This is a genomic window from Rhizobium sp. ZW T2_16 (genome assembly GCF_044987325.1).
GTDB classification, from domain to species: domain Bacteria; phylum Pseudomonadota; class Alphaproteobacteria; order Rhizobiales; family Rhizobiaceae; genus Neorhizobium; species Neorhizobium cellulosilyticum.
In genome coordinates this window covers 284652-310597 of the sequence record NZ_JBJDRG010000004.1, presented here as the reverse complement: position 1 = coordinate 310597, position 25946 = coordinate 284652, and the positions used below count along the sequence as shown (strand labels likewise).

The window sequence follows — 25946 nt, the reverse complement described above, 5'->3', positions numbered from 1 at the left end:
TCAACTAATCATTGACGTTTTATCGACGAACTGTTTTCGTTGGGTCAGATCGAGCTTCCAAGGGGGACAGCATGGCTGGCAACGCAACCGGCAGTAAGTGGGATTTCTGGGTCGATCGAGGCGGTACATTCACCGATATCGTCGGTCGCAAACCGGACGGAACCCTCGTTGCGCACAAGGTTCTCTCGGAAAATCCGGAGGCTTACCGGGATGCGGCGGTGCAGGGCATTCGCGAGCTTCTGGGTGTCTCCACCGGAGAGCCGATCCCCTCAGGATTGATCGGCGCGGTAAAAATGGGCACGACGGTCGCCACCAATGCGCTTCTGGAGCGCAAGGGCGAAAAGACGCTGCTCGTCACCACACGCGGTTTCCGCGATGCGCTGGCGATCGGTTATCAGGCCCGTGCCGACATCTTTGCCAAAAGGATCATCAAGCCCGAATTGCTTTACAGCGCCGTCGTCGAAGTCGACGAGCGTGTCCGTGCCGATGGCCAGGTCGAGGCGGTGCCGGATGAGGCAACCGTCCGCGCCAACCTGCAGGCTGAGTTCGATGCCGGTTACCGCGCCATCGCCATCGTCTTCATGCATGCCTATCGGTATCCGGCTCACGAGCAGCTTGTCTCGCGAATTGCCGGCGAGATCGGCTTTACCCAGATTTCCGTCAGCAACCAAGTCTCACCGCTGATCAAGCTTGTCGGCCGCGGTGATACGACGGTGGTCGATGCCTATCTGTCGCCGATCCTGCGCCGTTACGTCGAGCAGGTGGCGGAAGAACTCGGGGCGGATGCGAACGGGTCGGGTGACGATGGCCCGCAACTGATGTTCATGCAGTCTTCCGGCGGCCTCACCGCCGCACGGCTGTTCCAGGGCAAGGATGCGATCCTTTCCGGTCCCGCCGGCGGTGTGGTTGGCGCGGTGGAGACATCACGGCTTGCCGGGTTCGACAAGATGGTCGGCTTCGACATGGGCGGAACGTCGACAGACGTTTCCCACTATGACGGAGAACTCGAACGCTCCTTCGAGACGGAGGTCGCAGGCGTGCGCATGCGCGCGCCGATGATGTCGATCCACACTGTTGCTGCCGGTGGTGGCTCGATCCTGCATTTCGAGAATGGCCGTTTTCGCGCCGGCCCGGATTCCGCCGGCGCCAATCCCGGACCGAAGGCCTACCGCCGCGGCGGGCCGCTCACCGTCACCGACGCAAACGTGATGCTCGGCAAGCTCTCTCCCGATCTTTTCCCGAAAATCTTCGGTCCCAACCGTGACCAGCCGCTCGATGCAGCGGCCGTCCGCAAGGCTTTCGAGGAGATGGCCGAGGTGGTCGGCGATGGCCGCTCGCCCGAACAGGTGGCCGACGGTTTTCTCGCCATTGCGGTGGAAAACATGGCGAATGCGGTGAAGAAGATTAGCGTTCAGCGCGGTTATGATGTCACGCATTATGCGCTGACCTGCTTCGGCGGTGCCGGCGGTCAGCATGCCTGCCTGACGGCCGATGCGCTTGGCATTTCGACCGTGCTGATCCATCCGTTTTCCGGCATTCTGTCGGCCTATGGCATGGGGCTTGCCGATATCCGCGCCACCCGCCAGCGCACGATCTCTGAAGGTCTTGCGGCGGCACTTGCATCGCTGGGCCCGGTTCGTGATGAGCTGACGGCGGCCGTGCTTGGCGAAATGAAGAGTCAGGGCGTGGCGGAGACGGATATCGAAGTCCTGCATCGCGCCCATCTGCGGTATCAGGGCACGGATACGACCCTGTCCATCGCTGTTTCCGATGCAGCCGAGATGACTGCCGCTTTCGAGACGGCGCATAGGAAGCAGTTCGGTTTCATCTTCGAGAATCGCGAGATCATTTTCGAAGCCTATGAAGTCGAGGCGATCGGCGGCGGGGCGGATAGTTCAGAGCCGGAATTCGCGCTGGAGACTGCAGCGCCAACATCCACGGAAGCGACGAAATTCTTCTCCGGCGGAGCCTGGCGCGATGCTCCCATCTATCGCCGTGCCGACATTTCACCTGGTGCCCGAGCCAATGGCCCCTGCCTGATCGTCGAACCGCATCAGACGATCGTCGTCGAGGATGGCTGGGCTTTCGAGATCACAAAACTCAACCATGTGGTGCTGAAACGCGTCGCGGAGCTTTCCCGTGCAAAGGCGGTCGGCACTCAGGCCGATCCGGTCCTGCTCGAGGTCTTCAACAACCTGTTCATGTCGATTGCCGAGCAGATGGGCGTGACGCTGCAGAACACGGCGTCTTCGGTCAATATTAAGGAACGGCTGGACTTCTCCTGCGCGGTGTTCGACGAAAACGGTGCGCTTGTCGCCAATGCTCCGCATATGCCGGTGCATCTCGGCTCGATGGACCGTTCTGTCGAAAGCATCATCGCGCAGAACAAGGGCAGGATCCGTCCCGGCGACGTGTTCGCGCTCAACGCGCCCTATAATGGCGGGACGCATCTGCCGGATATCACGGTGGTCACGCCGGTTTTCGATGAGGCAGCTGAAAAAATCCTGTTCTACGTTGCCTCGCGCGGTCACCATGCTGATGTCGGCGGTACGGCTCCCGGCTCGATGACGCCGCTTGCGACGACGGTCGATGAGGAAGGCGTGTTGTTCGACAACGTCCTGCTTGTCGATCGCGGCAGGTTCGACGAGGCGGGCATCACGAAGCTGCTTTCCGATCACCCCTATCCGGCCCGCAACGTTGCCCAGAACGTTGCCGACCTTCGCGCCCAGATCGCCGCCAACGAAAAGGGCGTGCACGAGATGCGCAAGATGATCGCGCAATTCGGCCTGGATGTGGTTCAGGCCTATATGGGCCATGTGCAGGATAACGCGGAAGAGAGCGTTCGCCGGGTTCTGGAAAAGCTCGGCGATGCCGAATTCTCCTATGCGACCGACCAGGGCAGTACGATCAGGGTGAAGATCACCGTCGATAGAGCGAAGCGCGAGGCGACCGTCGATTTCACCGGAACCAGCGAGCAGAAAAAGAACAATTTCAACGCGCCCGAGCCCGTGACACGGGCGGCGGTTCTCTATGTCTTCCGCGTCATGGTGGAAAGCTCGATCCCGATGAATGCCGGCTGCCTGAAGCCGATCAGGATCATCGTGCCGGATGGCTCGATGCTCAAGCCGCAATATCCGGCAGCGGTCGTTGCGGGTAATGTGGAGACCTCGCAGCATGTCACCAACGCGCTGTTCGGCGCCTTGGGCGCGATTGCTGCCAGCCAGGGAACGATGAACAATCTCACTTTCGGCAACGCCACCTACCAATATTACGAAACCCTGTGCTCCGGCTCGCCCGCAGGCCGGTTCAACGACGGCACCGGTTTTGCCGGTACGGATGCGGTGCATGTTCACATGACCAATTCCCGCCTGACCGACCCGGAAATTCTCGAGACGCGTTATCCGGTGCTGCTGGAAGATTTTCATATCCGTGAAGCATCCGGCGGCAGGGGTGCGTTTTCGGCCGGTGACGGCACGAAGCGGACGATCCGCTTTCTCGAAAAGATGGATTGCGCCATTCTCTCGTCACATCGCACGATCCGGCCGCATGGGCTTGCCGGTGGCGGAGAGGGCGAACTCGGCCTCACCACCGTGCGCCGTCTCGGCGGCTCGGTGGAAGAACTTGCCGGCTGCGCCCAGACGCTGATCGAGGCGGGCGAAGCCGTCACGGTCGTGACGCCGACGGCGGGAGGTTATATGGCGGCGGAATAGGAATGGCGAGCTGAGCTAGTTTTCCACCAGCCAGCTGGAGACCTGCTCCAGGGTTTTGCGCTCCTGGTCCGCCTCCATCGAAAAGGCCGGGCGCAGGTCGGCGCCCGGCATATGGGCGCGCAGCACGTCGATACTGTTGCCCAGCCCATATCCCCCATGGGTGATGAAGGGAATGACTACTTTGCCGGAGAGGTTATGGGCGCGAAGGAACGAGCGGATCACCGGCGGGGCGGTCATGCCCCAGATCGGCATGCCCAGATAGACGGTATCGTAGCGACCGATATCGGCAACGAAATGCCCGAGCGGCGGCAGATATTGCGACTGCGTTTCGCGGCGTGCCTGTTCGACAGTCGCTTCGTAGTCCTCCGGATAGGGCGTCTCCGTCTTGATCTCGAACTGTGTCGCATCCATGGCCCGCCTGATCTGGCGGGCGATGACGGCGGTGTTTCCCGTTCGCGAATAATAGGCGACGAGGATGCGCCCCGCTTCAGCAGGGCGCTGTTCGGCCGATGTCTCAGATGCTGCCAGCACCAGGCCGGCGGCAGTCAGCGGCAGAGCCTTCAGCAGGTTTCTTCTCGGCAATTCGGTTCCCATGATCGGCTGCCTCCGGCTCCCGGTTTCGTCAGTCTATGGCACCGGCCGTGGCGTAATCCTCGTCGGAAACCTTCTCCATCCAGGTGACGACACTGCCGTTTTCCGCCTCGGCCACGGCGAAATGTGTCATGGCTTCATCGGCGGACGCGCCATGCCAATGTTTCAGATGCGGCGGGATCCAGACGACATCACCGGGACCGACCGTTTCGACCGGGCCGCCTTCCTTCTGCACCCAGCCCTTGCCGGAGGTGATGAAAAGCGTCTGTCCGAGAGGATGGGTATGCCATGCGGTGCGCGCGCCGGCCGAGAAGGAAACGGTTGCGCCACTGATGCGCGCCGGATCGGTGCCCTTGTAGTGGCCGGCAACGCTCACTTCTCCGGTGAAATAGGCGTCCGGCCCGGGGCCGGAATTGCTGTTGGCGCGTGTGACCTGAAGGTCCATGTCTGCTCCTTGGGATTTGACTTGTGTCGGCTTTGCTTGAGCCGCAGCGTTACGGCTTTCGAAGACCGCCTTCAGCACAGGGACTGCGGACATGGCGCGTGGCCAGCCTGCATAAAAGGCGACATGGGTTATCGCTTCGGATGCCTCGGAAGCGCTCAGGCCGTTATCCATCGCGCGGTTGGCGTGAAATGGCAGCTGTTCCGGCTGGCCGATCGCCACGAGTGCGACCATGGTAATCAGGCTTCGGTCGCGGGCGGAAATATCCGGCCTCTGCCAGAGATCACCGAACAGCACGCGGTTGGTCAGGTCGGCAAGGGCAGGGGCAGTCGGAGCGACCGCCGTATTGACCGTCGCGGTACGAGCAGCTTCCGCCGCCGCTTCAAGTTCGATGCGTGCGGCATCGCTGTTTCTCACCGGCGCGATATTGCGTTCACCGAAGACCTGGGCGACTTCCTGCACCGCTGAAATCGAATTGGGCCAGCCGGAATAAAGCGCGAGTTGGGTGATCAGTTCACCGATCTCCTCGGGCTTTACACCGTTATCGAGCGCGCGCCGCACATGGCTGCCGATCTGTGCCGACTTGCCGGTGGAAACGAGAACCGCGACCGTCACGAGGCTGCGGTCGCGGGGCGCAAGTTCGGTTCGCTCCCACACCTCGCCGAAGAGGACGCTATCGGTGAAATGGCCAAGCCCCGGTGCAACGTCATAGACCGCCGGCGGAGCGACGCGCCGCCGTTCCTCCTGGGCTTCGACGCCTGTGACGGCGAGCGTGGACATGGCGATGCTGGCGGCGATGTTCTTCATCCGGATTTTCCTCTTCATACGGTGTCGGTTGGCCAAAAGCGCGGATTTCCCGCCCTTGATGTGGGCCGGAATTGCCGCAGGATTAGATGGTTGAAACCGATTGGGCCTATGCGACGGGTTCATGAATGGTCGGCCGGTCGCGCCATCGATATCGGCGACGCGACCGGTCTCTTTTTAGAAGCGCAGGAGTTTTAGAAACGCAGCAGGGTCTTGATCGCCCGGCGCTCGTCCATCGCCCTGTATCCCTCCGCCACGTCGGCCAAAGGCAGTTCGAGGTCGAAAACCTTGCCGGGATTGATCGCGCGGTCGAGAACCAGATCCATCAGATAGGGTAGGAAGCGGCGCACCGGGGCGGGGCCGCCAAGCAGGCTCTTCTGCTGGAAGAACAGGTTCTGGCCGTCGAATGTCACGCCATGCGGAACACCGACAAAGCCGATCTTGCCGCCCGGACGGGCGCAGGCGAGCGCCTGGTGCATGGATTCCTGCGTTCCGACGCATTCCAGAACGGAAGTAGCACCTACGCCCTCGGTCAGTTCCTTGATGCGGGCCACGCCTGCGTCACCACGTTCAGAAACGATATCGGTTGCGCCGAATTCCATCGCCAGATCCTGGCGGGTCTTGTGGCGGCTCATCGCGATGATGCGTTCGGCACCCATCTGTCTGGCGGCGAGAACGCCCATCAGGCCGACAGCGCCGTCACCCACGACGACGGCGGTCGATCCCTCCTGGACGCCTGCCGCGTCGGCCGCATACCAGCCGGTCCCCAGCACGTCGGAGGTGGCAAGAAGGCTCGGGATCAGATCGTCGGCGGGCAGGTCGGCGGTTGCGACAAGCGTTCCGTCGGCCAGAGGCACGCGGGCATAGGGCGCCTGAGCGCCGGTCATGAACTCGCGCTGCTCGCAGGACGACTGGAAACCGAAGCGGCAATGCGGGCAGGTATTGTCCGAGAGGCAGAAGGAGCCGACGACGAACTGACCCGGCTTGACGTTTCTGACCGCACCGCCGACTTCAACCACCACGCCGCAATATTCATGGCCCATGGAGAGCGGTGCGGTGACTTCGTTGGCGCCGCGATAGGGCCACAGATCCGATCCGCAGATGCAGGATGCCGACAGTTTGATGATGGCATCCGTCGGCTTGAGGATCTTCGGTTCGGAGACTTCCTCGCAGCGAACGTCGCCGGGACCATGGAGAATTGTCGCAAGCATTATGTGCTTCCTTCTGATTTCAACTTTGTTGTCGGGAACGGATGAGAGGTTCGATCAGTCCTTCGAAGATGTCGAGATGTCGAGATGACGAGCCAGGCGCAGAGTGCTGCACCTGTCGCCATCACCGCGATCACCCAGCCCATCGGCCAGGGCGTGCCGTCCGCAAGAGCGCCGACCAATCCCGACCCGGCAATGCCGCTGCCATATTGAATGGCGCCGACAAGCGCCGAAACCGAGCCGGCCTGTTCGGGGTAATCGGCCATCGCACCGGCGATCGAATTGGCGACGACGAAGCCGGTGACGGAAACGAAAGCCAGAAGCGGTAGGAAAAGCCCCCATAATCCGCCGAAATCGAAATAGGAATTTATCGCAAGGACGATGCCCGAGAGCATCGCAAAACCCGTACCACCTGCCAGAATCCGGTTCATGCCGAAGCGATGGACGAGCCGCGCGTTGATCAGGTTGGTGATGACGATGCCGATGATGCCTGAACCGAAAAGCAGCCCGTAATATTCGACCGGAACCTTGTGGTAGGTGATGAAGGCGAACGGGGTTCCGGCGATATAGGCATACATGCCCGAGTAGAAGAAGGCGCCCGTACCGGCATAACCGATGATCTTCTTATGGGTGAGCAGGTTCGCGTAACGACGGAATGCCCCTGTCAGTGGCTCCGTACTCCGCCGCTCGGCCGGCAATGTTTCCGGCAAGGTGAAAAGACCTACGAGCGCCAAAAGCCCGAGCAGTACCAGCACCCAGAATATTGCGCGCCAACCGGCGATGGCCGCGATCTGGCTGCCGAGGATGGGCCCCAGCAACGGGGCGATTGCCATCACGGCAATCAGCGTGGAGAGCATCTGTGCGGCGCGCGCACCTTGATAAAGATCACGGACGATGGCACGTGACAGAACCACACCCGCACAGGCGCCTATCGCCTGCAGGATGCGCCACAGAATGATCTCCTCAACGCTTGCCGAGAGCGCACAGCCGATCGAACCGATGACGAACAGGACAAGGCCGATCGCGACCGGGAGCCTCCGTCCGTATTTGTCGCTCAGGGCTCCCCATAAAAGCTGTCCAAGGCTGAAGCCGATCAGGAAGCCTGAAATGGTGAACTCGACACTGCCTGCATCGGCGCCCAGCTGATCGGCCATTTCCGGCATCGCCGGCAGATAAAAATCGGTCGAGATCGACGCAAAGCCCATCAATGCGCTGAGGATGGCGAGCACCTGCCAGCGCTGCGTGTGCGGTGTGGGGGCGCTGTCGATGATGGTATCCGCCGAACAGAGCTGAGTTTGGGATGGCATGAGGGTGTGGGTGTCCTGTTGCCGGATAAGTGCCAGCGCCCGGCAGGGCATGCTGCTCCTGCCGGCCTGAAATAATGCGGGAATGTTAGAGACCGGTCGTCCTGAGCAGATGTTCGGGATAACGCTCACCCTCGATCCGGATCTCGGCGGCGGCTTTTTCTATCCGTGCAAGCTCACCCGATGTCAGTTCGACATCCGCGGCTGCTAGGTTCTCTTCGAGCCGGTGCAGCTTGGTGGTACCGGGGATCGGAACGATCCATGGCTTCTGCGCCAAAAGCCATGCAAGCGCGATCTGGGCAGGCGTACCACCCTTTTCATCGGCAATCGTCTTCAAAAGATCGACCAGCGCCTGGTTTTTCTCCATCGCCTCCGGCGTGAAACGCGGCAGGATATTGCGGAAATCGCCTTCGCCGAGCTTCGTATCCTTGTTCATAGCGCCGGTGAGGAACCCCTTGCCGAGCGGGCTGTAGGGAACGAGGCCGATGCCGAGTTCCTCGCAGGTCTCAAGAATGCCGTTGGTCTCGACACCGCGGGTCCACAGCGAATACTCGTTCTGCAGCACGGTGACCGGCTGCACCGCATGGGCGCGGCGCACGGTGTTGGCGCCCGGTTCCGACATGCCGAAATGCTTGACCTTGCCCTCGGTAATCAGGTCTTTCACCGTGCCGGCGACATCCTCGATCGGCACATTGGGATCGACGCGATGCTGATAGAGCAGATCGATCACCTCGACGCCGAGGCGCTTCAGGCTGCCTTCGACGGCTTGCCTGATATGCGCCGGCTGGCTGTTCAGGCCGGACTGCTTGCCGTCGACGAAGTTGAAGGCAAACTTGGTGGCGATGACGACCTGATCGCGGAAAGGCTTCAATGCCTCGCCGACCATTTCCTCGTTGGTAAAGGGGCCGTAGACCTCAGCCGTGTCGAAAAACGTTACGCCGCGTTCGACCGCCTGACGGATCAGGGTGATGCCTTCCTCTTTGCTGACCTTGTTGGCATAACCAAAATCCAGCCCCATGCAGCCAAAACCGAGTGCCGACACTTCAAGGCCGGCCTTTCCGAGGACGCGCTTTTTCATATCCTGTCTCCATTCACGGACATAACGAGCGGGTGTCTTCCGGCCAGTTTTCGCTGGCGATCACCTCACCGTGGATGGAGATGTAAACCTTAAGCAGTCATTCTATTAGGCGCTGGATACGGCATGAACTTATGCTTAAAATTCATGAATTGGCTCGAAGCCAGGTCATGCCGCAGCTCGCTCGCCGTAGATGATAAATGTGATTGTCGAGCCTCACCGCTTATTCAGATAGGTTCCTGCCCAACAGGCGATAAGCGCTATCCGTATCGGTAATCACGGTGGTCGCCAGGCCTGCACGGAGGCACGCAGTCAAAATCGCCCTCTTATGCGCTCCTCCAGACGCAATGATCCGTGTTGGAATTCGGCGATAATCGTCGATCGATGGAGATATGACCTGCCGGTTCAAGGGGTGATCAATCTCCTGGCCATTACCATCGAGATATCGTCCCAGAAGATCGCCGACAGCACCGGCATCCGTCAATTTCCCAACATCGGTACCAGTGGGCAGGCCGTATCGAACCTGAAGCGATTCCGGTGAAATGTCGCCGATGCTGAGGATAGAGACATCTACCGCGGTTGCTTCTTGAAGCAGGCTCTGGAACACCGTCTGCGCAACGATCGTGTCACACGAAGCCGGATCGTCCGCATAGATCGGTGCTGCCAGATAGTGACATTCCGCATTCATGACCTTGGCGAAGCGCCGCACGATTTCGAACGTGTTGATTTCCGAGCCGCGCGTCAAGCCACCCATCATCGATCGAACCTTGACGTTCGGTACATTCGCCGGCGCCATATGGTGGACGGTCTCGCGTAGCGTTGCGCCCCAACCGACCCCAAGTGACGCCGGCTCGCTTGCCTGGATCAGTCGCTCCAGAAACATTGCAGCCGCGCGACCGATCACGGTCGCCATCTGTTTTTTGTCCTCGGGAGTCGGAACGATGACCACGTCAGTCAGGCCAAATCGCTGCCGCAGCTCAGCCTCCAGCTCGATGTTTTCGGTCAGTGGAGAGTTGAAGCTGATCTTGACGACACCCTGATCAAGCGCTGCTGAGAGCAGCTCGTTGACCTTGCGGCGTGTGAGCAGCATCCGCTCGGCAATCTGCGCCTGCGTCAATCCTTCCACGTGATAGAGCCACGACGCTCTTACCATGAGCTGCTGATTGGACATGTTGCCTCCCGCCCAAATGTCACATCACCGTAACATTTGTAACCTAGAGCTACGCGAAGTCGGCGGGGCGGTAAAGCGGCTTTCATCAACCACAGCCTCCTGACGAAATTTTGTCTGTCGATTTCCATGCGACGCCCGACGCCGAGGTCCTCCCGACCGGCGAAGGCGTCCGCGCGTCCATATCGTTCATTTGGTTCAACAGGAGAGATCCATGCTTTCTATCAACCGTCGCCATGCGCTGGGACTGATGTCTGCTGCGGCCGGCACCATCATCCTGCCACGCATGTCGTTCAGCCAGGGTGCACGTCCGTCGATCACGATCGCCGTACAGAAGATCACCAACAACAACACGCTCGATGTTTGGAATGAACAGTCCAACGTCGGCGAACGCGTGTTCTTCCCCAACCTCTGGGAAGGCCTGATTAACCGTGACTGGATGGGCAATCAGGGTCCGGTTGCGGGTCTGGCCACCGAATGGAAGCGTATTGACGACAAGACGCTGGAACTGAAGCTGCGCCAGGGTGTGAAGTTCCATAACGGCGACGAGCTGACCGCCGAAGATGTTGCCTTCTCCTTCTCGAAGGAGCGCGTGTTCGGCAATACCGAACCAGTCGGCGGCAAGACCATCTTTGAAGCCGATAACAAGCCGACCACTGTCAAGGAACTGCCGGCGATTGTTCCGGGCGTTGCCCGTCGCCTGTGGCCGGCACTCACCGGCGTCGAAGTGGTGGACAAGTACACTGTCCGTTTCCACAACGCGACGCCGGACGTGACGCTTGAAGGTCGTCTTTATTCCTTCGGCAGCCAGATCACCAGCCGCCGTTCCTGGGACGAAGCCAAGAGCTATACTGACTGGGCGCGCAAGCCGATCACCACCGGCCCTTACATGGTTGGCGAATACAAGCCGGACGTCTCGCTGACGCTGGTTGCCTTCGATGAATACTGGGGTGGTCGCCCGCCGCTGCAGCAGATCCGTTTCGTCGAGGTTCCGGAAGTGGCGTCCCGCGTCAACGGCCTTCTGTCGGGCGAATATGACTTTGCCTGCGACCTGCCGCCGGATCAGATTGCCACGGTCAAGGCTGCTCCCGGCCTTGAAGTGCAGAGCTCAACGATCTGGAACCATCGCGTTTCTACTTTCAATACCCAGAACCCCATTCTGGCAAACCCGCTGGTTCGCCGCGCCATGACCCATTCGATCGATCGCCAGGCGATCGTTGAGGCACTCTGGGCCGGTCAGACCGTGGTTCCTGCCGGCCTGCAGTTCGAATCCTTCAAGACCTCGAACATGTTCGTCGAAGGCTGGGCAGCACCGGAGTACAATCCGGATCTCGCCAAGAAGCTTCTCAAGGAAGCCAACTACAAGGGTGATGCGATCCCCTATCGCCTGCTCAACAACTACTACACCAACCAGACTGCCAATGCGCAGATCATGGTTGAGATGTGGAAGCAGGTCGGTCTCAATGTCGAGATCCAGATGAAGGAAAACTGGGCGCAGATCCACGACCCGGCAGGCGTCAAGGGTGTACGTGACTGGTCGGCTTCGAACACGATCAACGATCCGATCACCCCGCTTGTCGTCCAGTTCGGCCCGAACGGTGAAGCCCAGCAGAAGAAGGACTGGAGCAACGAGGAGCTAAATAAGCTCTCCGTCGTGATGGAAACCTCCACCGATCGCGATCTTCGCAAGAAAGCAATCACCCGCATGCTGGAAATCGCCGAACGTGAAGACCCTGCCTATCAGGTCCTGCACCAGAACGCCGTCTTCACCGGCATGAAGTCCTCGCTGAAGTGGAAGGCTGCCCCGGCTTTCGCCATGGATTTCCGCACTGGTAACTGGAACGCCTCCTAACCGTTCGATATCGCGCGCCGGCCGCCCCCAGCGGCCGGCGTCTTCTATTGCTGAAATGGAGATGAGCTCCGATGGTTTCCAACAACCTCGTGGAACTGCGCGACCTGAAGGTTGCTTTTGACGGTATCCAGGTGCTGCACGGTATTGATCTCACGGTCGGCCGTGGTGAGGCGATCGGCCTTGTCGGCGAATCCGGCTGTGGCAAGTCGGTCACATGGCTTGCAGCACTCGGTTTGCTCCCGGGCAAGGCAACGGTTGCTGGTTCGGTGCGCGTTGACGGGCAGGAGATCCTCGGCACCCCGCGCAGCGTGCTCGAAAGTGTGCGCGGCAAACGGATCGCGATGATCTTTCAGGATCCATCCAGCTCGCTCAATCCTGTTCTGAAGATCGGCCGTCAGATCATTGAAGCGCTCGTCCTTCACCGTGCCTTGACCGGCCAGGCGGCAAAGGCCGAAGCCCTGCGCCTGATGGACATGGTCGGCATTCCCGACGCACGCCGGCGTTTCGATCTTTTTCCGCATGAATTTTCCGGCGGTCAGTGTCAGCGCCTGATGATCGCCATGGCGCTTGCCGGCGAACCTGACCTGCTGGTGGCTGATGAGCCGACCACGGCACTCGACGCGACCATTCAGGCGCAGATTCTTGACCTCCTGATCGAGCTTCGCGCCGAAACCGGCATGGCGACGATTTTCATCAGCCACGATCTCGGTGCCGTTTCCCAGGTCTGCGAACGCGCCTGCGTCATGTATGCCGGCCGCATCGTCGAACAGGGCACGATCGAGGCACTGTTCGACAATCCGCGCCATCCCTATACGCGTGGCCTGTTCGATGCCATTCCACGGCTTGATGGTCCGCGCGAACGGCTGATCCCCATTCCGGGCACCGTTCCCCATCCTCGCGATCTGCCGGAAGGCTGCGCCTTCTCGCCACGATGCTCGCATGCTGCCATAGACTGTCGCAGCCGCAGGCCTAATCTCTCTCCGATGGATGATGGCCGCCTTCTTTCCTGTTTTCACCCGGTCAGCCAGTCCTCCGATCTGGCGACTGTTGCGGCAAGCCGCGTTGCGGAGGCCGTAGCGTGATTTCCCATACTGCGAATGCCCCTTTGATTGAAGCGAAAGATCTGGTCAGGACCTATGAGGTTCGCCAAGGCATGTTCGGCAAGGCGACGCCGGTGCGCGCCGTTGATGGCATCAATCTCACTGTCATGCCGGGCGAAACGCTTGGCGTGGTCGGCGAATCCGGTTCAGGCAAGTCGACACTTGGGCGCATGTTGCTCGGCATCGACCCGTCGCAGGAAGGTGAGACCTTTTTTGAAGGCAAGCCGATGCCGAAGCTCGGCACGCCGGAATGGCGCGCGTTACGGGCCAGGATGCAGCTCGTCTATCAGGACCCGCTCGCGGCTCTCGATCGGCGGCTGACGATAGCAGAGCAGATCGGTGAGCCGCTTGCGATCCACAAGCTGGTGCCGAAGGAACATCGTGCGACCCGCGTGGCCGAACTGATGACCGCCGTGGGCCTGCGTCCCGATCAGGCGGATCGTTATCCGCATGAGCTTTCCGGCGGACAGCGCCAGCGCGTCGTGATTGCCCGTGCGCTCGCCTCGCGCCCGAAACTCCTCGTCTGCGACGAACCGGTTTCGGCGCTGGATGTGTCGATCCAGGCCCAGGTCGTCAACATGCTGCGCGACCTGCAGGAAAAGAACGGCATCGCCATGGTGTTCATCAGCCATGACCTGAAGGTGGTGCGCAACATGGCTGACCGGGTTGCGGTCATGTATCTGGGGCGGATCGTCGAAGAAGCCTCGTCCGATGTCATTTTTTCAGCACCGCTGCATCCCTACACCAAGGCTCTGGTGTCCAGCGTGCCGGTGCCGGGAAAACCTCTCAAAGGGCGCGTGATCCTGCAGGGCGAACCGCCGAACCCGGCCAATCGCCCGTCCGGATGCGCCTTTCACCCGCGCTGCCCGTTGGCGACCGATATCTGCCGCACAAGCGTGCCTCAGCTCCGTCAGGTTGCAGATGGCCGCACTGCCGCCTGCCATCTTGTGGCCGGCGCCGATCAGCCTGTTGCTGCATAAGGAGCGCCAGAGACATGTTACGTTTTGCCTCCATTCGTCTTCTCCGCGCGATGATTACCATTCTGGCGGTCCTGACCTTCGCCTTCGTGGTCCTGCGCATGTCCGGTGATCCGGCGCAGGTCATGCTCGGGCCTGACGTGCCGAAGGAATCCGTCGATGCCTTCCGCAAGGCCTGGGGTCTCGATCAGCCGCTGTGGATCCAGTATCTCGCCTATATCAAGGCGATCTTTACCGGCGATTTCGGTGTATCCATGCGCGACAAGGCGTCTGCCATGCAGCTGGTCATCGATCGAATTCCCGCCACCCTGCAGCTCACCATTCCGGCGCTGTTCCTTAAGGTCGTGATCGGCATTCCGGCCGGCGTCTACGCCGCGCTGCATCGCCAGAGCGCCGTCGATCGCGGCGTCATCCTGGCTGCCATCTTCGGCTTCACCATTCCGTCCTTCGTCATGGGCCTGCTTTTGGTGCTGATCTTCTCGATCACGCTCGGCCTGCTCCCCTCCGGCGGTCAGGACACCTGGCAGCACGGCATTCTCCCGACGCTGACAATGAGCATCGGTGGCATAGGCATCCTCGCCCGCTTCTCGCGCAGCGCGATGATCGAAGTGATGAGCCAGCCCTATATTCGCACGGCCTCGGCCAAGGGCATGGCATGGCAGGATGTCGTCTGGCGTCATGCGCTTCCCAATGCCGCCGTGCCGATCGTCACCATTGTCGGCTTCATGGTCGGCTCGCTGATCGCCGGTGCGGTCGTGGTGGAATCGATCTTCTCTTGGCCCGGCATCGGCCGCCTTCTGGTCGTCTCGGTCACCAACCGCGATCTTGCCGTCGTCCAGTGCATTCTCTTGATGATCGCCGCCACCATGGTCGTGTCCAACCTGATCGTCGACCTGCTCTATGGCTGGCTCGACCCGCGGCTTCGTGCCCAAAGCGCCCATTAAGGAGAGACGGACATGACCATCGTCGATACATCGCGTCAGCCGGCCTCCGAACTGTCCTTCTTCATCCGCTTCATCAAGCAGGTGCGCAAACTGCCTTTCTCCGTCGGTTTCGGTATCGCATGGCTCGTTGCCATGGTGCTCGTCGCCTTCCTCGCCGACCTGATCCGTCCCTATGGCATTACCGCCATAGATTTACGTGCGCGTCTGTCGCTGCCCGGCACCCCGGCGCATCTTCTGGGAACCGATGAACTCGGGCGTGATGTCTTGTCCCGCCTCATCCAGTCGATCCGCGTGTCGCTCGCGATTGCCTTCGGCGCAACCATCATCTCGGCTGTCTTCGGCACGGCACTTGGTTTTGCCGCCGCAAAGTTCCGCGGTGCGGTCGAACATCTCGTTCTGGTCCTAGCCGATTTTCAGGCGGCTCTACCGTTTCTCATCATGTCGCTTGCGGTTCTGGCCTTCTTCGGTTCGTCCATGCCGCTTCTGATCGGCCTGATGGGTTTCTACGGCTGGGAGCGTTACGCCCGCATTGCCCGCGGTCTGGCGATCTCGGCAAGCGCGCAAGGATATGCCGCGGCAGTCGTGCAGCTCGGTGCGACGCCGACCCGGGTCTACATGAAGCACATCCTGCCCAACGTCGCCTCGACGCTGATCGTCTCGATGACGCTGACTTTTCCGGAAATCATCTTGATGGAAAGCGGGCTTTCCTTCCTCGGGCTCGGCGTTCAGCCGCCGGAAACCAGCCTCGGAAACATGGTGGGCTTTGGCCGCGAATATCTCACGCGTGCGCCATGGATCATGCTTGCCCCCGCCTTCGTCATCATGATGACGACGCTCTCCATCTCGCTGGTCGGCGACTGGCTGCGCGACGAGCTCGATCCGACACTTCGATAATCTCTTCCGTTTCATTCAAGGATTTTCTCATGACTAGAACCAAGATCACCGGCCACCGCGGCGCCCGTAATCTGTGGCCGGAAAACTCACTGACCGGCTTTCGCAACGTGCTGGCGCTTGGTGTCGACGCGATCGAATTCGACGTGCACCTCACCGATGCCGGCGAACTGGTCGTTATCCATGACGCGACGCTGGAGCGCACCACAGACAAGTCCGGCCTCGTACGTCATCTGACGCCGCAGTCGCGCACCGAGACGCATCTCGAAGCGACGGCAGATACGGTGCCGACGCTTGCTGAAGTGCTGGCCATTCTGGTCGATGCCGGTGAGCGTCAGCTGCATGTCGAGATCAAGTCCGATGAAGCGAAGAATCCCTATCCCGGTATCACCGAAAAGGTGGTCGCCGAGATCGAACGTTTCGGCCTCGCTCACCGCTGCCACCTGACCTCGTTCGATGTGTCGGTACTGGAGGAATGCCGCCGCGTGGCGCCGAAGGTCGAGCGCCTCGTTTCGGTGAATGCGGAATGGGCAGCCAAACAGGGCGGCCTTTCAAGCTTCATCGATAATGTCGATGGCCTCGTCGATATCGTCGCCATTCACCACGAGCTGATGGCGGCCGAGTGGGACCTCATCACCTCCAAGCTGCCGCTTGATCGTCTCTGTGTCTGGACTCTGAATGACGAGGCACTGATCCGGCCGTGGCTGGAGCGTGGCATCGGTCACCTGACTTCCGACAGTCCCGATCTCGCGCTGACCCTGCGCGGAAAAATCCAATCACAATCCGAACCTGTCTGAAGAGGAAAGATCAACCATGGGCAATATTATTGGTACAGGCTTCAACGCCGGCTCCGTCAACGGGGAACTGGCAAGCCTTGAAGAGGAACTGCGTGTCCTGGCTGGGATCGGCGTCGATACGGTCGAATTGGGCCTCACCAGCCTCGATCTGATTGCCGGCGGCCGCATCATCGAGGAGCGCGCCGAGAGACTGGTCGCTATCACCAAGCAGTTCGATTTCCGCTATACGGTGCACGGCCTCGTTTCCTCCAATTTCATGGATCCCGACACCTGCCGGTACCAGATCGATGCCGCCAAGGCATTGGCTCAGGTCTGCGACCGGATCGGCGCGCGCATCCTCGTCCAGCACGGCGGCAATCTGCGTGCCGATCAGTTGGCGGAACGCGCTGAAGCTGACAGAAGAGAGCGTGAAGCGCTGTTCGAACTTGCCGAATTCTGCAAGCCTTATGGTGTTCGCATCGCGTTCGAGAACATCTTCACCACCGAGCTTGGCCAATATCGCCAGACACCGACACAGGTTGCTGAAACGGTCAAGGCGGTCAATCATCCCAACCTCGTGGCACTGATCGACTTCAGCCACGCCTATCTCGAATCCACCTATCGCGGCCTGAATTTCCGCGAAGAACTGCGGGCCATGGCATCGGTAGCCGGCCATCTGCATGTCCATGACTCGTTTGGCCGCCCGCAGGCTTTCTACAAGCCGTATCATCTGCAGGAAAACACCGCGCTCGGTATCGGCGACCTGCATATGCCGCTCGGTTGGGGCGATATCGACTGGGAAGATATCTTTTCAGAACTCACCTTTCTGCCGGGTACCGTGCTGATGATGGAGATCGGCCGCCGCTACCATGCGGAACAGCCCGAAAGCCTTGAACGTGCAAAATGGCTGATGGCTCTCAACGCCAGTCAGCCGAAGATTGCCGCTGAGTAAAACTTTGAAATGGCCTTCCTTTCGCGGATCCATGTCCGCAAAAGGCAAGGCCATTTGCAATCTCGTCGCGGGTGCGGATTGATTGCATCACGCTTTGCGCTCAGGCAGTCCTTGCCGGTTGGACACGACCGACGATCTGCACGAGATGATGAGCCAGTCGAATCCCGAAAGCGACGGCAGGAAATGTCGGATTGGCTTGTCCCGAAGTCGGGAAAACCGAGCTGCCTGCAACGAAGAGGTTATCGATGTCGAAGGCACGGCAGTCCGCATCAACGACACCCTCCCGACGGTTAGTGCCCATTCGCGTCAGTCCGATCTGATGATAACCGTCATGAGCCTGCGATATCACCATTTCTTCGAGGTCGCCTTCCAGGAAACGAAGTGAACCGAGGCCCGCTGCCCTCAACCACTCGTCAAAACTATGATGTATCTTCAGCACGGATTGATAATCCTCCGGGCAGTAACTGAATTCGGTGCTTATCCCGAATTGACCATCCCGGTCGGCATCGTTGATCAAGCCAACACGGCTTAGCCTGCGCGGCGCCTGCTCTGCATGATAGGTCAGGCTGTATTCGTTATGGACGTCACGCATCTGAAGGTGCGGCAGTCCGTAAAAATATCTTTCATGCGCAACCTTGGAAATCGAAGCCAGACCGTTGATGGGATGCCGCATCAGGTACATTCCATGCGTAATGCAGTCCTGGCGGGATGCACTGCGTTTGCCCTGCAGCACTTCTCGCAGGAATACGGCAGAAGCCAACGGCTGACGCGGCGGTAGTTTGCCTACGTCTGAATTGTGTGGCCACATTACCGTGTTCAGTACGCCTAGATTTCGTTGGGTCTGTGGAGATGGCTGCAGGCGTCTGCGCGTGAAGCGACCATCCTGCTGCCGCCTGAAGAAAAACTGCTCTGCGATTGCCTCTGACCGAAACCGGATTTGAGCAATCTGGCCCGTCAGATGCCCCATGTAATACCGCCCGAGCGGCCCTTCCTTGCCGGCAAACAGATCTGGAAATTGGGCCTGCAGGTTCAGCAGGAGACGCGAATTCTCCCTGCCTCCACATGCCAGAACGAAGTGGTTCGCGTGAACCGTACCCAATTGCTTGTCGCATCGAATGGCCGCCGAGGTCGTCCGGCCTGTTGCACTATCAAAATTCAATTTGATCAGTTGGGCGTCGAGAAGAATGTGCAGAGATTTCGAAGACAGAAGAGCAGAGCGATTTGCTGTCGCAGTGTTTCGAGGAAAAGCCCAGCTTTCCATCGATTCCAGGAATGCTTCGTTTGCCAGCGGCGTATTGTGTGGGCGCGGCGCCTTCATGAGTTTCGCCGCTTCCACGTAATGCGGCTCAAGTTCGCTATGACTGATTGGCCAGCGTGCATCCTCGCCAAGATAGTCGCGATGCTCGAAATCAATGTCGTCGAGTTCGACGCATCGCCCTCCCCATCTGCTTGAAGTGCCTCCCAGGCCAAATGCCAGCGTATCGTGATCGGGTGCGTGAGGGACAGTATCATCCAATCGCACTCCTTCCCGTCTCTTGGGCGGTATTGCATTCCGTGCGCCACGTTCGAGAAGGAGTGTTCGAACGCCGGCCTGGCTGAGAGTAATTGCAATACAGACGCCGACAGGGCCGGCGCCGACAACGCATACATCGAATCCGCTATTCAGGACGTCGCGGCTGGACAGCATGAAGATACCCCCGTCACTGGTCAGTCATATTGTTCATGCGCCGATAGTGCGCCCAACATGACCGATATCGCCTCGTTACATGGTCGAAGGCCTGCCTTGCCGCCTTCTGATTTCGATTGACTGTCCCAGAAGAAACATCGGATCTGATTTAACAGAAGAGATGTGTCTATGTATTCATGGCAAGCAACGTAACGTGTGTTTTATTTAAGTTAAATTCTTGTTTTTATATGATATTGCAGAGTTTAAGCTCGACTTATTCGAATATATGATGGATCGAAGGCGTAAGAAACGCAAGATTAATCGAGACTCTTCTTGAATTTTGTTTTATCCCGATCCAAATCGGTTTTCTGCATTCTCGCAGAGGAGCATCAATGTCAAACATGGGTGTCACCATAAGAAAAACCTGCGGATTCGCCGCGGTGCAAACATGAAAGTCAGGCCGGAGCTCTCCGCATTTCTCGCCTGTTCACTGGCCCTGGCCGGCCCAGGCAATGCCGCCGAATATTTTTGGTCAAGCAGCAGCGCTTGCATTGAAAGACAGTTGCAGGTTCAGCGCATCCGGGAGGGCCTTAGAGCGGGCCTTATAGAGCTTCGTCTTGCAGAGCTTGGGCATGGCAGCGTCAAAGGTGATAAGGATTGGACACCTCCCCAAGTCATTGAGGATACTGCTTTCAAAGGTATCGATCAGTATATCCTTAATCTGCAGATAATCTGCAGGCTTCGATATCCTGGTTGAATGCCGGGTTTGCATATGCTCCAGACGGATTGCCAGGCAGACGCTATACCGACCAGTAAATGGTAAGGAACACTCGGGCGTATCTCATGGAACAAATTGCTCGCCTGGACGTCCCATGCTGGTTAGCTTACGTTTCTCGTGCGCTAAGTTTATCATCATACGGCAATATCTTCCGGGATCCTCCCCGGCTTGTTTTGAGGATTTGCACAATGGATTTCGAAAAAACCTTGCGGTCGCTCGTCGCTGTCCGTGCCTCCGTTCCGGAAAAGGCCTTCACGGCTGGCACGCTCGGCACGCGCCGGGAGGGTAGCGGCGTGGTGATCCGCGAAAACGGCTTGGTGCTTACAATCGGTTACCTGATTACAGAGGCAACGGAAGTCTGGTTGACACGTCACGACGGTCGCGTCGTGCCGGCTTATGTTACGGCCTATGATCAGGAAAGCGGTTTCGGTTTAGTTCAGGCGCTTGCGCCACTCGAACTGCCGGCGCTTCCCATCGGTGATTCAGATGAGGCATCTATCGAAGATGCTATCGTCTTTGCCGACGGTGAGGGACAATATGTGCGGGGGCATATCGTCGCAAAACAGGAATTCGCCGGTTATTGGGAATACTTGCTGGAGGAAGCGATCTTTATTACGCCCGCCCATCCGTCGTGGGGGGGAGCTGCTTTGATCGACAGTGAAGGCAAGCTCGTCGGGCTGGGATCACTGCGATTACAGATGAGCAAGGGCGGTGAGATCGCCGACATCAATATGGCGGTCCCCATCAATCTGCTGAAGCCTATACTCGATGACGTCCTGAGCCAGGGAATAATCAATAAACCGCCAAGACCCTGGCTTGGGGCATATTCGGCTGAGACCAATGGCGAAGTCGTGGTCATGAGCGTTACGGAAAACGGGCCGGCCGCCAAGGCGGGGTTGCGCAGCGGTGATGTCATTTCCGAAATCCGGGACGGTGAAGTCGATGGATTGGCGGACTTCTATCGGAAAGTCTGGGAGAGCGGCTCACCGGGCGCCGAAATTCCTATGCGCATACTTCGTGACGGACGTGAAGCCTGGCTCAGGGTGAAATCTGCAGACAGAAACGACTTCTTGATAAAGCCGTCGTTGCAATAAATAGTCTAGCGTATCAGGATAGCCCTGAAATCATTGACATTTGTTCCTGTTGGTCCGGTTTCGAACAGGTCGCCGATTGCAACAAAGCCTGAATAGCTGTCGTTGCGCTCGAGCAGAGCGCGGCCTTCGGTTCCGGCATGCAGCAGACGTTGTGCAGTCGTGCCATCAACAAAGGCGCCGGCATTATCTTCCGAACCATCGATCCCGTCCGTGTCGGCGGCAAGCGCCACGATCCCGGTGCCGCCAATTGCCAAAGCAAACGATAGGGCGAATTCACCGTTCCGTCCGCCTCTGCCGCCTTTCGAGCGGATGGTTACGGTTGTCTCTCCACCGGAGAGCAGCACGGTCGGCTTGGTAAATGGCTGGTCTTTCAAGGCAACTTCTCGGGCGATGGCCGCATGAACGAGGGCGACATCACGTGCCTCTCCTTCAATGGAATCCGAGAGGACATGCGCTTCGACGCCATTGCTGCGGGCGAGATCCGCTGCAGCGCGAAGCGAGACGCCGGCAGAGGCAATGATGTAGTGTTCGTTTTTCGCAAAATGTGGCTCTTGCGGCATCGGCGCGTCGGCTGCCTGCGAATTCAGATGGGCAATGATGGCCGACGGCAGGTTCATTCGATATTGTTCTATGATTGCCAGAGCCTCATGGCGCGTGCTGTCATCAGGTACGGTCGGGCCGGAGGCGACGAAGGCTGGATTGTCGCCTGGTATATCCGAGACGATCAGGCTGACGACACGTGCCTTCGTCGCTGCCGCCAACCGGCCCCCCTTGATTGTCGAGACGTGCTTGCGCACCACGTTCATGGCCGAAATGGGTGCGCCGGAGGCTAGCAGCGCCTCGTTCAGCGCAATCTCGTCCTGAAGCGTCAGCCCTTCCGGAGGTGACGGAAGCAAGGCGGACCCACCACCGCAGACAAGCGCTATGACCAGATCACCTTCCGAGAGGCCTGAAATAGTCTCGATCAGCCGGCGGCTTGCCGTAAGTCCTGCCTCATCCGGTACCGGGTGGGCAGCTTCGATGATCTCGATACTCTTTGTCTCGCAGCCATAACCGTATCGCGTGACGACCAGGCCGCTGAGCGGAGGGCCATTCCAGACGGCCTCCAGCGCCGCGGCCATCTGTGCGGCTCCCTTGCCTGCACCGATCACGACTGTGCGAGCGTTCGCGGGTGGATTAGGTAGATACTTGCGAATTCCGTTAAGAGGATCAGCGGCCTTTACAGCGGCATCGAACAGCATCTTCAGCAGTTGGCGTTCACCGATCATATCATTTCCTCGCCTTGGGCGAACTGTTCTGACCATGGTGGTCAGCACGCGTCAATCGCACTTTTCCTTGCTTTCATCGATGAAGCGGGATGTGTTTATGGGAAACAGCGATCTCCCGGTCTGCCACGGCAGGAAATGGGGCATCCTCTTCTCCGAGGCTCTGTCACCAGGCCCCAACGAGACTGTGGCCGACAAGCGGAACTTCCTTGATCGCCCCGTGCTGCCCCTCAATCGAAATGGATGACGGGATTTGTCTCGGCGATTTGCGAAACCATTTTGCAGCAATCGTAGCCAGATCTCCGATCATCGCGTGTTTGCGCCATTCGGCGAAGCGCCGGGCAGTTGCTTCAGGTTCCGACATATAGAAGAAGTCGCCCGACTTTTCGATCTGATTGATCGAGATCGCCACATCGGACATCGGACGTTGAAACATCCTGGAGGAAACCGAGAGTTCTTTTGCGCTTTCGGAAAACGCAGGCGCCATGAAATCGATTGCCCAGCCATCCACTTCCACCCAGCAATGAAAGTTTTCACCGGCTCCGGTTACAAAACCGTCCTCGCGGTGATCGGCAAAAAGGATGACGGTTCCGCCAAGATTATAGGCCGCCAAACCACCCTTCGGTGTCGCATCCAGCTTATAGTGCTGTTTTAGGATAAAGGCTCCGAATGTGCTGAAATACATGGAAGCTGTTGCGGGGTCAGCATTTTCATTAACAAGAAGGCTGTTGATGACCCTGTAGATTCGATGATAGTCGCTCTGCTTGATCAGCATTCGGTGGCCCTTCAAATCTGCTAATTCGGGGGCTGATAGCGTATCGCCCGACAATCGAATTCTCTTGGGAAATAAGACACTCAGGCCATCAGGCGCCGCAGTGTTCGTTGTGTGCAGACATCATCTACGACACAGCTAATGGGAAATGTATTCGCCCAATCAGCGGAAGGTCGACGTTCTTAAGCTCGCCGGGAGCTGAATATCTGAACCCGCCTTCGGAAATGATGCCGCGTTTTTGCACGCGACATCATCTATTCCGTCAAAGAATCCGCTTACAGCGGGTTGACGTTCTCAGCCTTCGACTTGCCGGTCTTGCGATCCTGGCCCAGTTCGTAGCTGACCTTCTGGCCGTCACGCAGAGCGGCGCCGTAGGCTACTGCCGAAATGTGCACGAACACGTCCGCGCCGCCATTTTCAGGCGTGATAAAGCCGAAGCCCTTGTCTTGGTTGAAAAATTTAACTGTGCCGGTCGCCATCAGAAATCCCTGTTCACTTGGGGAACTCGCCCCACCATTTTATATGGCGACGCTGAAAGCCTCGCCATACAGATACCACGCCGCAAGACGCTTAATCGTTACATATCCCGAACTGGGTGCTCAGGTAAACCGTTTGAACGCTTCCTCTAGCAAAATCCGTTCAGCTTCAGGATTTTATGCGCCTCGATTGACGCTCGAAGCAGGTCTTCTGAATTGCGATTGCCCTGATTTGCATCAGGATGGTGCATCTTCAGACGTTCCTTGTAACGGGTTCTGATTTCCTCAGGCGTCGCATCCTCCGAAAGTCCGAGCACCTCGAAAGCTTTTGCTTCGAGGACTTTCAGCTTGCGCGCTTGAGTTTGTCGTTTCTCAAGCAGGCGCTGCGCTGCGGACTTGCGGGCGTTGATCGACTTGGCCGAGCCGGACCGGGCGGTGGAAGGAAGCGGAGCCTCTTTCGCCTCGGTAAAGGCCGTGCCGGATGTTACCCGGCTGCCTGCCGCAGCTTCCTTTTGGTAACGGGCAACTTCAGGCGTGGAGAGGGCCGGGGAGTAATTATAGCCCTTGTTGTATTCCTTCACATGCTCGATACAGAAGGACAGATACAACCCATCTGCCGCGCCGCCGACAGGCGCGCGATGCGGAGCGACCTTGTCGCAACCATCCCACTGACACTTGGGGCCAACGGGTTCAGCAGGCTTGGCAGCCCGCTTCTTAGTGGACTTCAGGCTTACGAAAATTTTTGAATCAGACGTCATGGCCCGTATATGACGACAACAGGTCGGCATGGCAAGAATGGTCTTCCATGCCGACGCCATTGATCCGTGATCAACAGCTCGAGTGTTGCGAATGTGTTCGGATATGGTCAGCCCGCAGGGGTCGGCTCGCCGATCGAGAGCATCAGCCTGTTTGCCCAGTTGAAGAACGCGGCGCCATGAACGACGTCGGAAATTTCTTCGTCTGACAATCCGGCTTCACGTAGACGCTTTGCGTGGTCTGCAGTGAAGCTGGGCGGCGTGGTGCTGAGCGCCACCGAAGCCGAGACGATTGCGTTCCAGCGTTCGCCAAGATCGGCCCCCACTCCTTCGTCCAGCAGCTTCTGCACATCCGCTTCACGCTTGGAATATTGCGAGGCAAAGCGCGAATGGACCGAAGCGCAGAGAATGCAACCGTTCAGCCTTGAGGCAGCCGTTGCAGCAAGCTCCCGCTCTGCGCGCGGCAATCCATCCTTGGTGTTGTAGAAGATGTCGTTGTCCGTCTTGGTGCGGGCTTCGAGAATATCCGGATCGCGGACCAGAAGCGCGAAATAGGCAGACTTGGCGCGCGCCTTGTCGACCAGCGCCTCATAATGGCGGTCGGTGAGTTCGCCCTCTGCCAGTGGCTGAAGCCAAGCGGTCCAGCCAATCTTGTCCTGGGTGAAGACAACCGGTGGGTTTTCGACGGTGGGTTCAATAACGGTATCAGACATGGAAGGTTCTCCGTTAGGCCGCAGCCAGGACCCGAAGGCCGGCGACGACGCGGATCTGGAAGGCGAGGAAGGAGACGAGCTGGGATAGCGTGACCACGCCCGTCGTGCTCCATCCGGCTGAAAGCAGTTTTTGCAGTTCCGCGGGGCTGGCGTCCCGAGGGTGGTATGTCAGCAAATAGGCGTGTTCGAGCGCTGCGGAGAGCCGATCCCCGAGGATGGCGCGATCGGTGGGGCCGATATCAAGAGCCGGCCCATCGGTGTTTTCCGCGCTCAAAGGCCCTTCGGGATAATGACCATAGGGGCCTTTCGCCGCATTGAGCTCGGCCAGAGCCTTCACGGTCGCGAGAATGACCGTACCGTTTTCGAGCCCTGCCAGTTTTGTCCCGTAAAATTCCTTGATGCTTTTGTCGCCATGCAGGACTGTAACAAAGACTGCGACGGCAAAACGCTCGACAAGCGATGCCTGGCTTTCATCTACGGGTTCGAAAAGAGCCGTCCAGCTTTTCTGTGCGTGCTCCTTGGTGATCGGGCGCCGGCTGCGCAGCGCGTCGGCAGGCGCGCCCGGCGTGATCCCGACGAGGTGGTCGATAACGTCGATCGTATCGGTCATGAATGTCTCTTTCGATTATCGGC

23 protein-coding genes are annotated in these 25946 nt (G+C 58.9%); 10 read left to right on the top strand and 13 right to left on the bottom strand.

Translation table 11 applies throughout. From position 1 onward, the window contains the following. Nucleotides 1–71: 71 nt before the first annotated feature. Nucleotides 72–3710 carry a hydantoinase B/oxoprolinase family protein gene (locus tag ACI3K0_RS14295; protein WP_404945488.1) on the top strand — a complete coding sequence of 1213 codons (3639 nt, stop codon included), beginning with the start codon at nucleotides 72–74 and terminating at the stop codon, nucleotides 3708–3710. A 15-nt stretch (nucleotides 3711–3725) separates the two neighbouring features. On the opposite strand, the gene ACI3K0_RS14290 is transcribed toward ACI3K0_RS14295, so the two are convergent. From ACI3K0_RS14290 to ACI3K0_RS14265, 6 genes are all read right to left on the bottom strand, one after another. After that, nucleotides 3726–4304, bottom strand: coding sequence for a flavodoxin (locus tag ACI3K0_RS14290; RefSeq protein ID WP_148144544.1), 579 nt, complete (start codon nucleotides 4302–4304; stop codon nucleotides 3726–3728). A 28-nt stretch (nucleotides 4305–4332) separates the two neighbouring features. Continuing rightward, nucleotides 4333–5550, bottom strand: a complete 1218-nt coding sequence (locus tag ACI3K0_RS14285; RefSeq protein ID WP_206827211.1) for a carboxymuconolactone decarboxylase family protein — start codon at nucleotides 5548–5550, stop codon at nucleotides 4333–4335. A gap of 191 nt (nucleotides 5551–5741) precedes the next feature. Next, on the bottom strand, nucleotides 5742–6758 hold the full coding sequence (locus ACI3K0_RS14280) for a zinc-dependent alcohol dehydrogenase family protein (RefSeq protein ID WP_404945487.1): 1017 nt from the start codon (nucleotides 6756–6758) through the stop codon (nucleotides 5742–5744). Beyond that, nucleotides 6758–8062: a multidrug effflux MFS transporter gene (locus ACI3K0_RS14275; protein ID WP_404945486.1), complete on the bottom strand. Its 1305-nt coding sequence runs from the start codon at nucleotides 8060–8062 to the stop codon at nucleotides 6758–6760. The genes ACI3K0_RS14280 and ACI3K0_RS14275 overlap by 1 nt, the downstream gene beginning before the upstream one ends. 85 nt (nucleotides 8063–8147) lie before the next feature. Beyond that, the gene (locus ACI3K0_RS14270; protein ID WP_148144548.1) at nucleotides 8148–9137 is read right to left on the bottom strand and encodes an aldo/keto reductase; all 990 of its coding nucleotides are present in this window, start codon (nucleotides 9135–9137) and stop codon (nucleotides 8148–8150) included. A 220-nt stretch (nucleotides 9138–9357) separates the two neighbouring features. Next, complete coding sequence (locus ACI3K0_RS14265) at nucleotides 9358–10305, bottom strand: sugar-binding transcriptional regulator (RefSeq protein ID WP_404945485.1); 948 nt, start codon at nucleotides 10303–10305, stop codon at nucleotides 9358–9360. 211 nt (nucleotides 10306–10516) lie between these two features. Here ACI3K0_RS14265 and ACI3K0_RS14260 point away from each other — a divergent pair, with 211 nt between their 5' ends. The 7 genes from ACI3K0_RS14260 (at nucleotide 10517) to ACI3K0_RS14230 (ending at nucleotide 17794) form a co-directional block, all read left to right on the top strand. Continuing rightward, the gene (locus ACI3K0_RS14260) at nucleotides 10517–12154 is read left to right on the top strand and encodes an ABC transporter substrate-binding protein (protein ID WP_183685426.1); all 1638 of its coding nucleotides are present in this window, start codon (nucleotides 10517–10519) and stop codon (nucleotides 12152–12154) included. Nucleotides 12155–12225: 71 nt separating this feature from the next. Then, complete coding sequence (locus ACI3K0_RS14255) at nucleotides 12226–13236, top strand: ABC transporter ATP-binding protein (RefSeq protein WP_206827217.1); 1011 nt, start codon at nucleotides 12226–12228, stop codon at nucleotides 13234–13236. A gap of 71 nt (nucleotides 13237–13307) precedes the next feature. Continuing rightward, nucleotides 13308–14234: an ABC transporter ATP-binding protein gene (locus ACI3K0_RS14250; protein ID WP_206827299.1), complete on the top strand. Its 927-nt coding sequence runs from the start codon at nucleotides 13308–13310 to the stop codon at nucleotides 14232–14234. A 14-nt stretch (nucleotides 14235–14248) separates the two neighbouring features. Then, nucleotides 14249–15175, top strand: a complete 927-nt coding sequence (locus ACI3K0_RS14245; protein WP_206827219.1) for an ABC transporter permease — start codon at nucleotides 14249–14251, stop codon at nucleotides 15173–15175. A 12-nt stretch (nucleotides 15176–15187) separates the two neighbouring features. Then, the gene (locus tag ACI3K0_RS14240; RefSeq protein WP_206827221.1) at nucleotides 15188–16069 is read left to right on the top strand and encodes an ABC transporter permease; all 882 of its coding nucleotides are present in this window, start codon (nucleotides 15188–15190) and stop codon (nucleotides 16067–16069) included. 29 nt (nucleotides 16070–16098) lie between these two features. After that, complete coding sequence (locus tag ACI3K0_RS14235) at nucleotides 16099–16863, top strand: glycerophosphodiester phosphodiesterase family protein (protein WP_183685425.1); 765 nt, start codon at nucleotides 16099–16101, stop codon at nucleotides 16861–16863. A 16-nt stretch (nucleotides 16864–16879) separates the two neighbouring features. After that, nucleotides 16880–17794: a TIM barrel protein gene (locus tag ACI3K0_RS14230; protein WP_404945484.1), complete on the top strand. Its 915-nt coding sequence runs from the start codon at nucleotides 16880–16882 to the stop codon at nucleotides 17792–17794. 100 nt (nucleotides 17795–17894) lie between these two features. Here the strand turns inward: ACI3K0_RS14230 and ACI3K0_RS14225 are convergent, their stop codons facing one another. After that, nucleotides 17895–19481: a GMC oxidoreductase gene (locus tag ACI3K0_RS14225; protein WP_148144556.1), complete on the bottom strand. Its 1587-nt coding sequence runs from the start codon at nucleotides 19479–19481 to the stop codon at nucleotides 17895–17897. A 427-nt stretch (nucleotides 19482–19908) separates the two neighbouring features. Here ACI3K0_RS14225 and ACI3K0_RS14220 point away from each other — a divergent pair, with 427 nt between their 5' ends. Together ACI3K0_RS14220 and ACI3K0_RS14215 are read left to right on the top strand one after the other, a co-directional pair. Further along, the gene (locus ACI3K0_RS14220) at nucleotides 19909–20217 is read left to right on the top strand and encodes a hypothetical protein (RefSeq protein WP_404945483.1); all 309 of its coding nucleotides are present in this window, start codon (nucleotides 19909–19911) and stop codon (nucleotides 20215–20217) included. Between the two features lie 209 nt (nucleotides 20218–20426). Further along, nucleotides 20427–21332 (top strand): S1C family serine protease, encoded by a 906-nt coding sequence (locus ACI3K0_RS14215; RefSeq protein WP_148144751.1) that lies wholly within the window; start codon nucleotides 20427–20429, stop codon nucleotides 21330–21332. A 5-nt stretch (nucleotides 21333–21337) separates the two neighbouring features. Here ACI3K0_RS14215 and ACI3K0_RS14210 read toward each other — a convergent pair whose 3' ends face one another. The 6 genes from ACI3K0_RS14210 to ACI3K0_RS14185 all read right to left on the bottom strand — a co-directional run bounded on the left by ACI3K0_RS14210 (nucleotide 21338) and on the right by ACI3K0_RS14185 (nucleotide 25923). Beyond that, nucleotides 21338–22600, bottom strand: a complete 1263-nt coding sequence (locus ACI3K0_RS14210) for a glycerate kinase (RefSeq protein WP_148144557.1) — start codon at nucleotides 22598–22600, stop codon at nucleotides 21338–21340. Nucleotides 22601–22763: 163 nt separating this feature from the next. After that, on the bottom strand, nucleotides 22764–23372 hold the full coding sequence (locus ACI3K0_RS14205; protein ID WP_206827301.1) for a DUF2026 family protein: 609 nt from the start codon (nucleotides 23370–23372) through the stop codon (nucleotides 22764–22766). A 272-nt stretch (nucleotides 23373–23644) separates the two neighbouring features. Further along, nucleotides 23645–23848, bottom strand: a complete 204-nt coding sequence (locus ACI3K0_RS14200; RefSeq protein ID WP_112456227.1) for a cold-shock protein — start codon at nucleotides 23846–23848, stop codon at nucleotides 23645–23647. A 146-nt stretch (nucleotides 23849–23994) separates the two neighbouring features. After that, nucleotides 23995–24603: a J domain-containing protein gene (locus tag ACI3K0_RS14195; protein ID WP_183825220.1), complete on the bottom strand. Its 609-nt coding sequence runs from the start codon at nucleotides 24601–24603 to the stop codon at nucleotides 23995–23997. A gap of 107 nt (nucleotides 24604–24710) precedes the next feature. Continuing rightward, nucleotides 24711–25313 (bottom strand): alkylhydroperoxidase domain protein, encoded by a 603-nt coding sequence (locus tag ACI3K0_RS14190; protein ID WP_148144559.1) that lies wholly within the window; start codon nucleotides 25311–25313, stop codon nucleotides 24711–24713. Nucleotides 25314–25326: 13 nt separating this feature from the next. Then, on the bottom strand, nucleotides 25327–25923 hold the full coding sequence (locus tag ACI3K0_RS14185; protein WP_206827224.1) for a CMD domain protein: 597 nt from the start codon (nucleotides 25921–25923) through the stop codon (nucleotides 25327–25329). Between the last annotated feature and the right edge of the window lie 23 nt (nucleotides 25924–25946).

Excerpts from the sequence above, each read along its gene's own strand:
- ACI3K0_RS14295 (WP_404945488.1), top strand. The coding sequence starts at position 72 with ATGGCTGGCAACGCAACCGGCAGTAAGTGGGATTTCTGGGTCGATCGA.
- ACI3K0_RS14290 (WP_148144544.1), bottom strand. The coding sequence starts at position 4,304 with ATGGGAACCGAATTGCCGAGAAGAAACCTGCTGAAGGCTCTGCCGCTG.
- ACI3K0_RS14285 (WP_206827211.1), bottom strand. The coding sequence starts at position 5,550 with ATGAAGAACATCGCCGCCAGCATCGCCATGTCCACGCTCGCCGTCACA.
- ACI3K0_RS14280 (WP_404945487.1), bottom strand. The coding sequence starts at position 6,758 with ATGCTTGCGACAATTCTCCATGGTCCCGGCGACGTTCGCTGCGAGGAA.
- ACI3K0_RS14275 (WP_404945486.1), bottom strand. The coding sequence starts at position 8,062 with ATGCCATCCCAAACTCAGCTCTGTTCGGCGGATACCATCATCGACAGC.
- ACI3K0_RS14270 (WP_148144548.1), bottom strand. The coding sequence starts at position 9,137 with ATGAAAAAGCGCGTCCTCGGAAAGGCCGGCCTTGAAGTGTCGGCACTC.
- ACI3K0_RS14265 (WP_404945485.1), bottom strand. The coding sequence starts at position 10,305 with ATGTCCAATCAGCAGCTCATGGTAAGAGCGTCGTGGCTCTATCACGTG.
- ACI3K0_RS14260 (WP_183685426.1), top strand. The coding sequence starts at position 10,517 with ATGCTTTCTATCAACCGTCGCCATGCGCTGGGACTGATGTCTGCTGCG.
- ACI3K0_RS14255 (WP_206827217.1), top strand. The coding sequence starts at position 12,226 with ATGGTTTCCAACAACCTCGTGGAACTGCGCGACCTGAAGGTTGCTTTT.
- ACI3K0_RS14250 (WP_206827299.1), top strand. The coding sequence starts at position 13,308 with ATGTTCGGCAAGGCGACGCCGGTGCGCGCCGTTGATGGCATCAATCTC.
- ACI3K0_RS14245 (WP_206827219.1), top strand. The coding sequence starts at position 14,249 with ATGTTACGTTTTGCCTCCATTCGTCTTCTCCGCGCGATGATTACCATT.
- ACI3K0_RS14240 (WP_206827221.1), top strand. The coding sequence starts at position 15,188 with ATGACCATCGTCGATACATCGCGTCAGCCGGCCTCCGAACTGTCCTTC.
- ACI3K0_RS14235 (WP_183685425.1), top strand. The coding sequence starts at position 16,099 with ATGACTAGAACCAAGATCACCGGCCACCGCGGCGCCCGTAATCTGTGG.
- ACI3K0_RS14230 (WP_404945484.1), top strand. The coding sequence starts at position 16,880 with ATGGGCAATATTATTGGTACAGGCTTCAACGCCGGCTCCGTCAACGGG.
- ACI3K0_RS14225 (WP_148144556.1), bottom strand. The coding sequence starts at position 19,481 with ATGCTGTCCAGCCGCGACGTCCTGAATAGCGGATTCGATGTATGCGTT.
- ACI3K0_RS14220 (WP_404945483.1), top strand. The coding sequence starts at position 19,909 with ATGAAAGTCAGGCCGGAGCTCTCCGCATTTCTCGCCTGTTCACTGGCC.
- ACI3K0_RS14215 (WP_148144751.1), top strand. The coding sequence starts at position 20,427 with ATGGATTTCGAAAAAACCTTGCGGTCGCTCGTCGCTGTCCGTGCCTCC.
- ACI3K0_RS14210 (WP_148144557.1), bottom strand. The coding sequence starts at position 22,600 with ATGATCGGTGAACGCCAACTGCTGAAGATGCTGTTCGATGCCGCTGTA.
- ACI3K0_RS14205 (WP_206827301.1), bottom strand. The coding sequence starts at position 23,372 with ATGCTGATCAAGCAGAGCGACTATCATCGAATCTACAGGGTCATCAAC.
- ACI3K0_RS14200 (WP_112456227.1), bottom strand. The coding sequence starts at position 23,848 with ATGGCGACCGGCACAGTTAAATTTTTCAACCAAGACAAGGGCTTCGGC.
- ACI3K0_RS14195 (WP_183825220.1), bottom strand. The coding sequence starts at position 24,603 with ATGACGTCTGATTCAAAAATTTTCGTAAGCCTGAAGTCCACTAAGAAG.
- ACI3K0_RS14190 (WP_148144559.1), bottom strand. The coding sequence starts at position 25,313 with ATGTCTGATACCGTTATTGAACCCACCGTCGAAAACCCACCGGTTGTC.
- ACI3K0_RS14185 (WP_206827224.1), bottom strand. The coding sequence starts at position 25,923 with ATGACCGATACGATCGACGTTATCGACCACCTCGTCGGGATCACGCCG.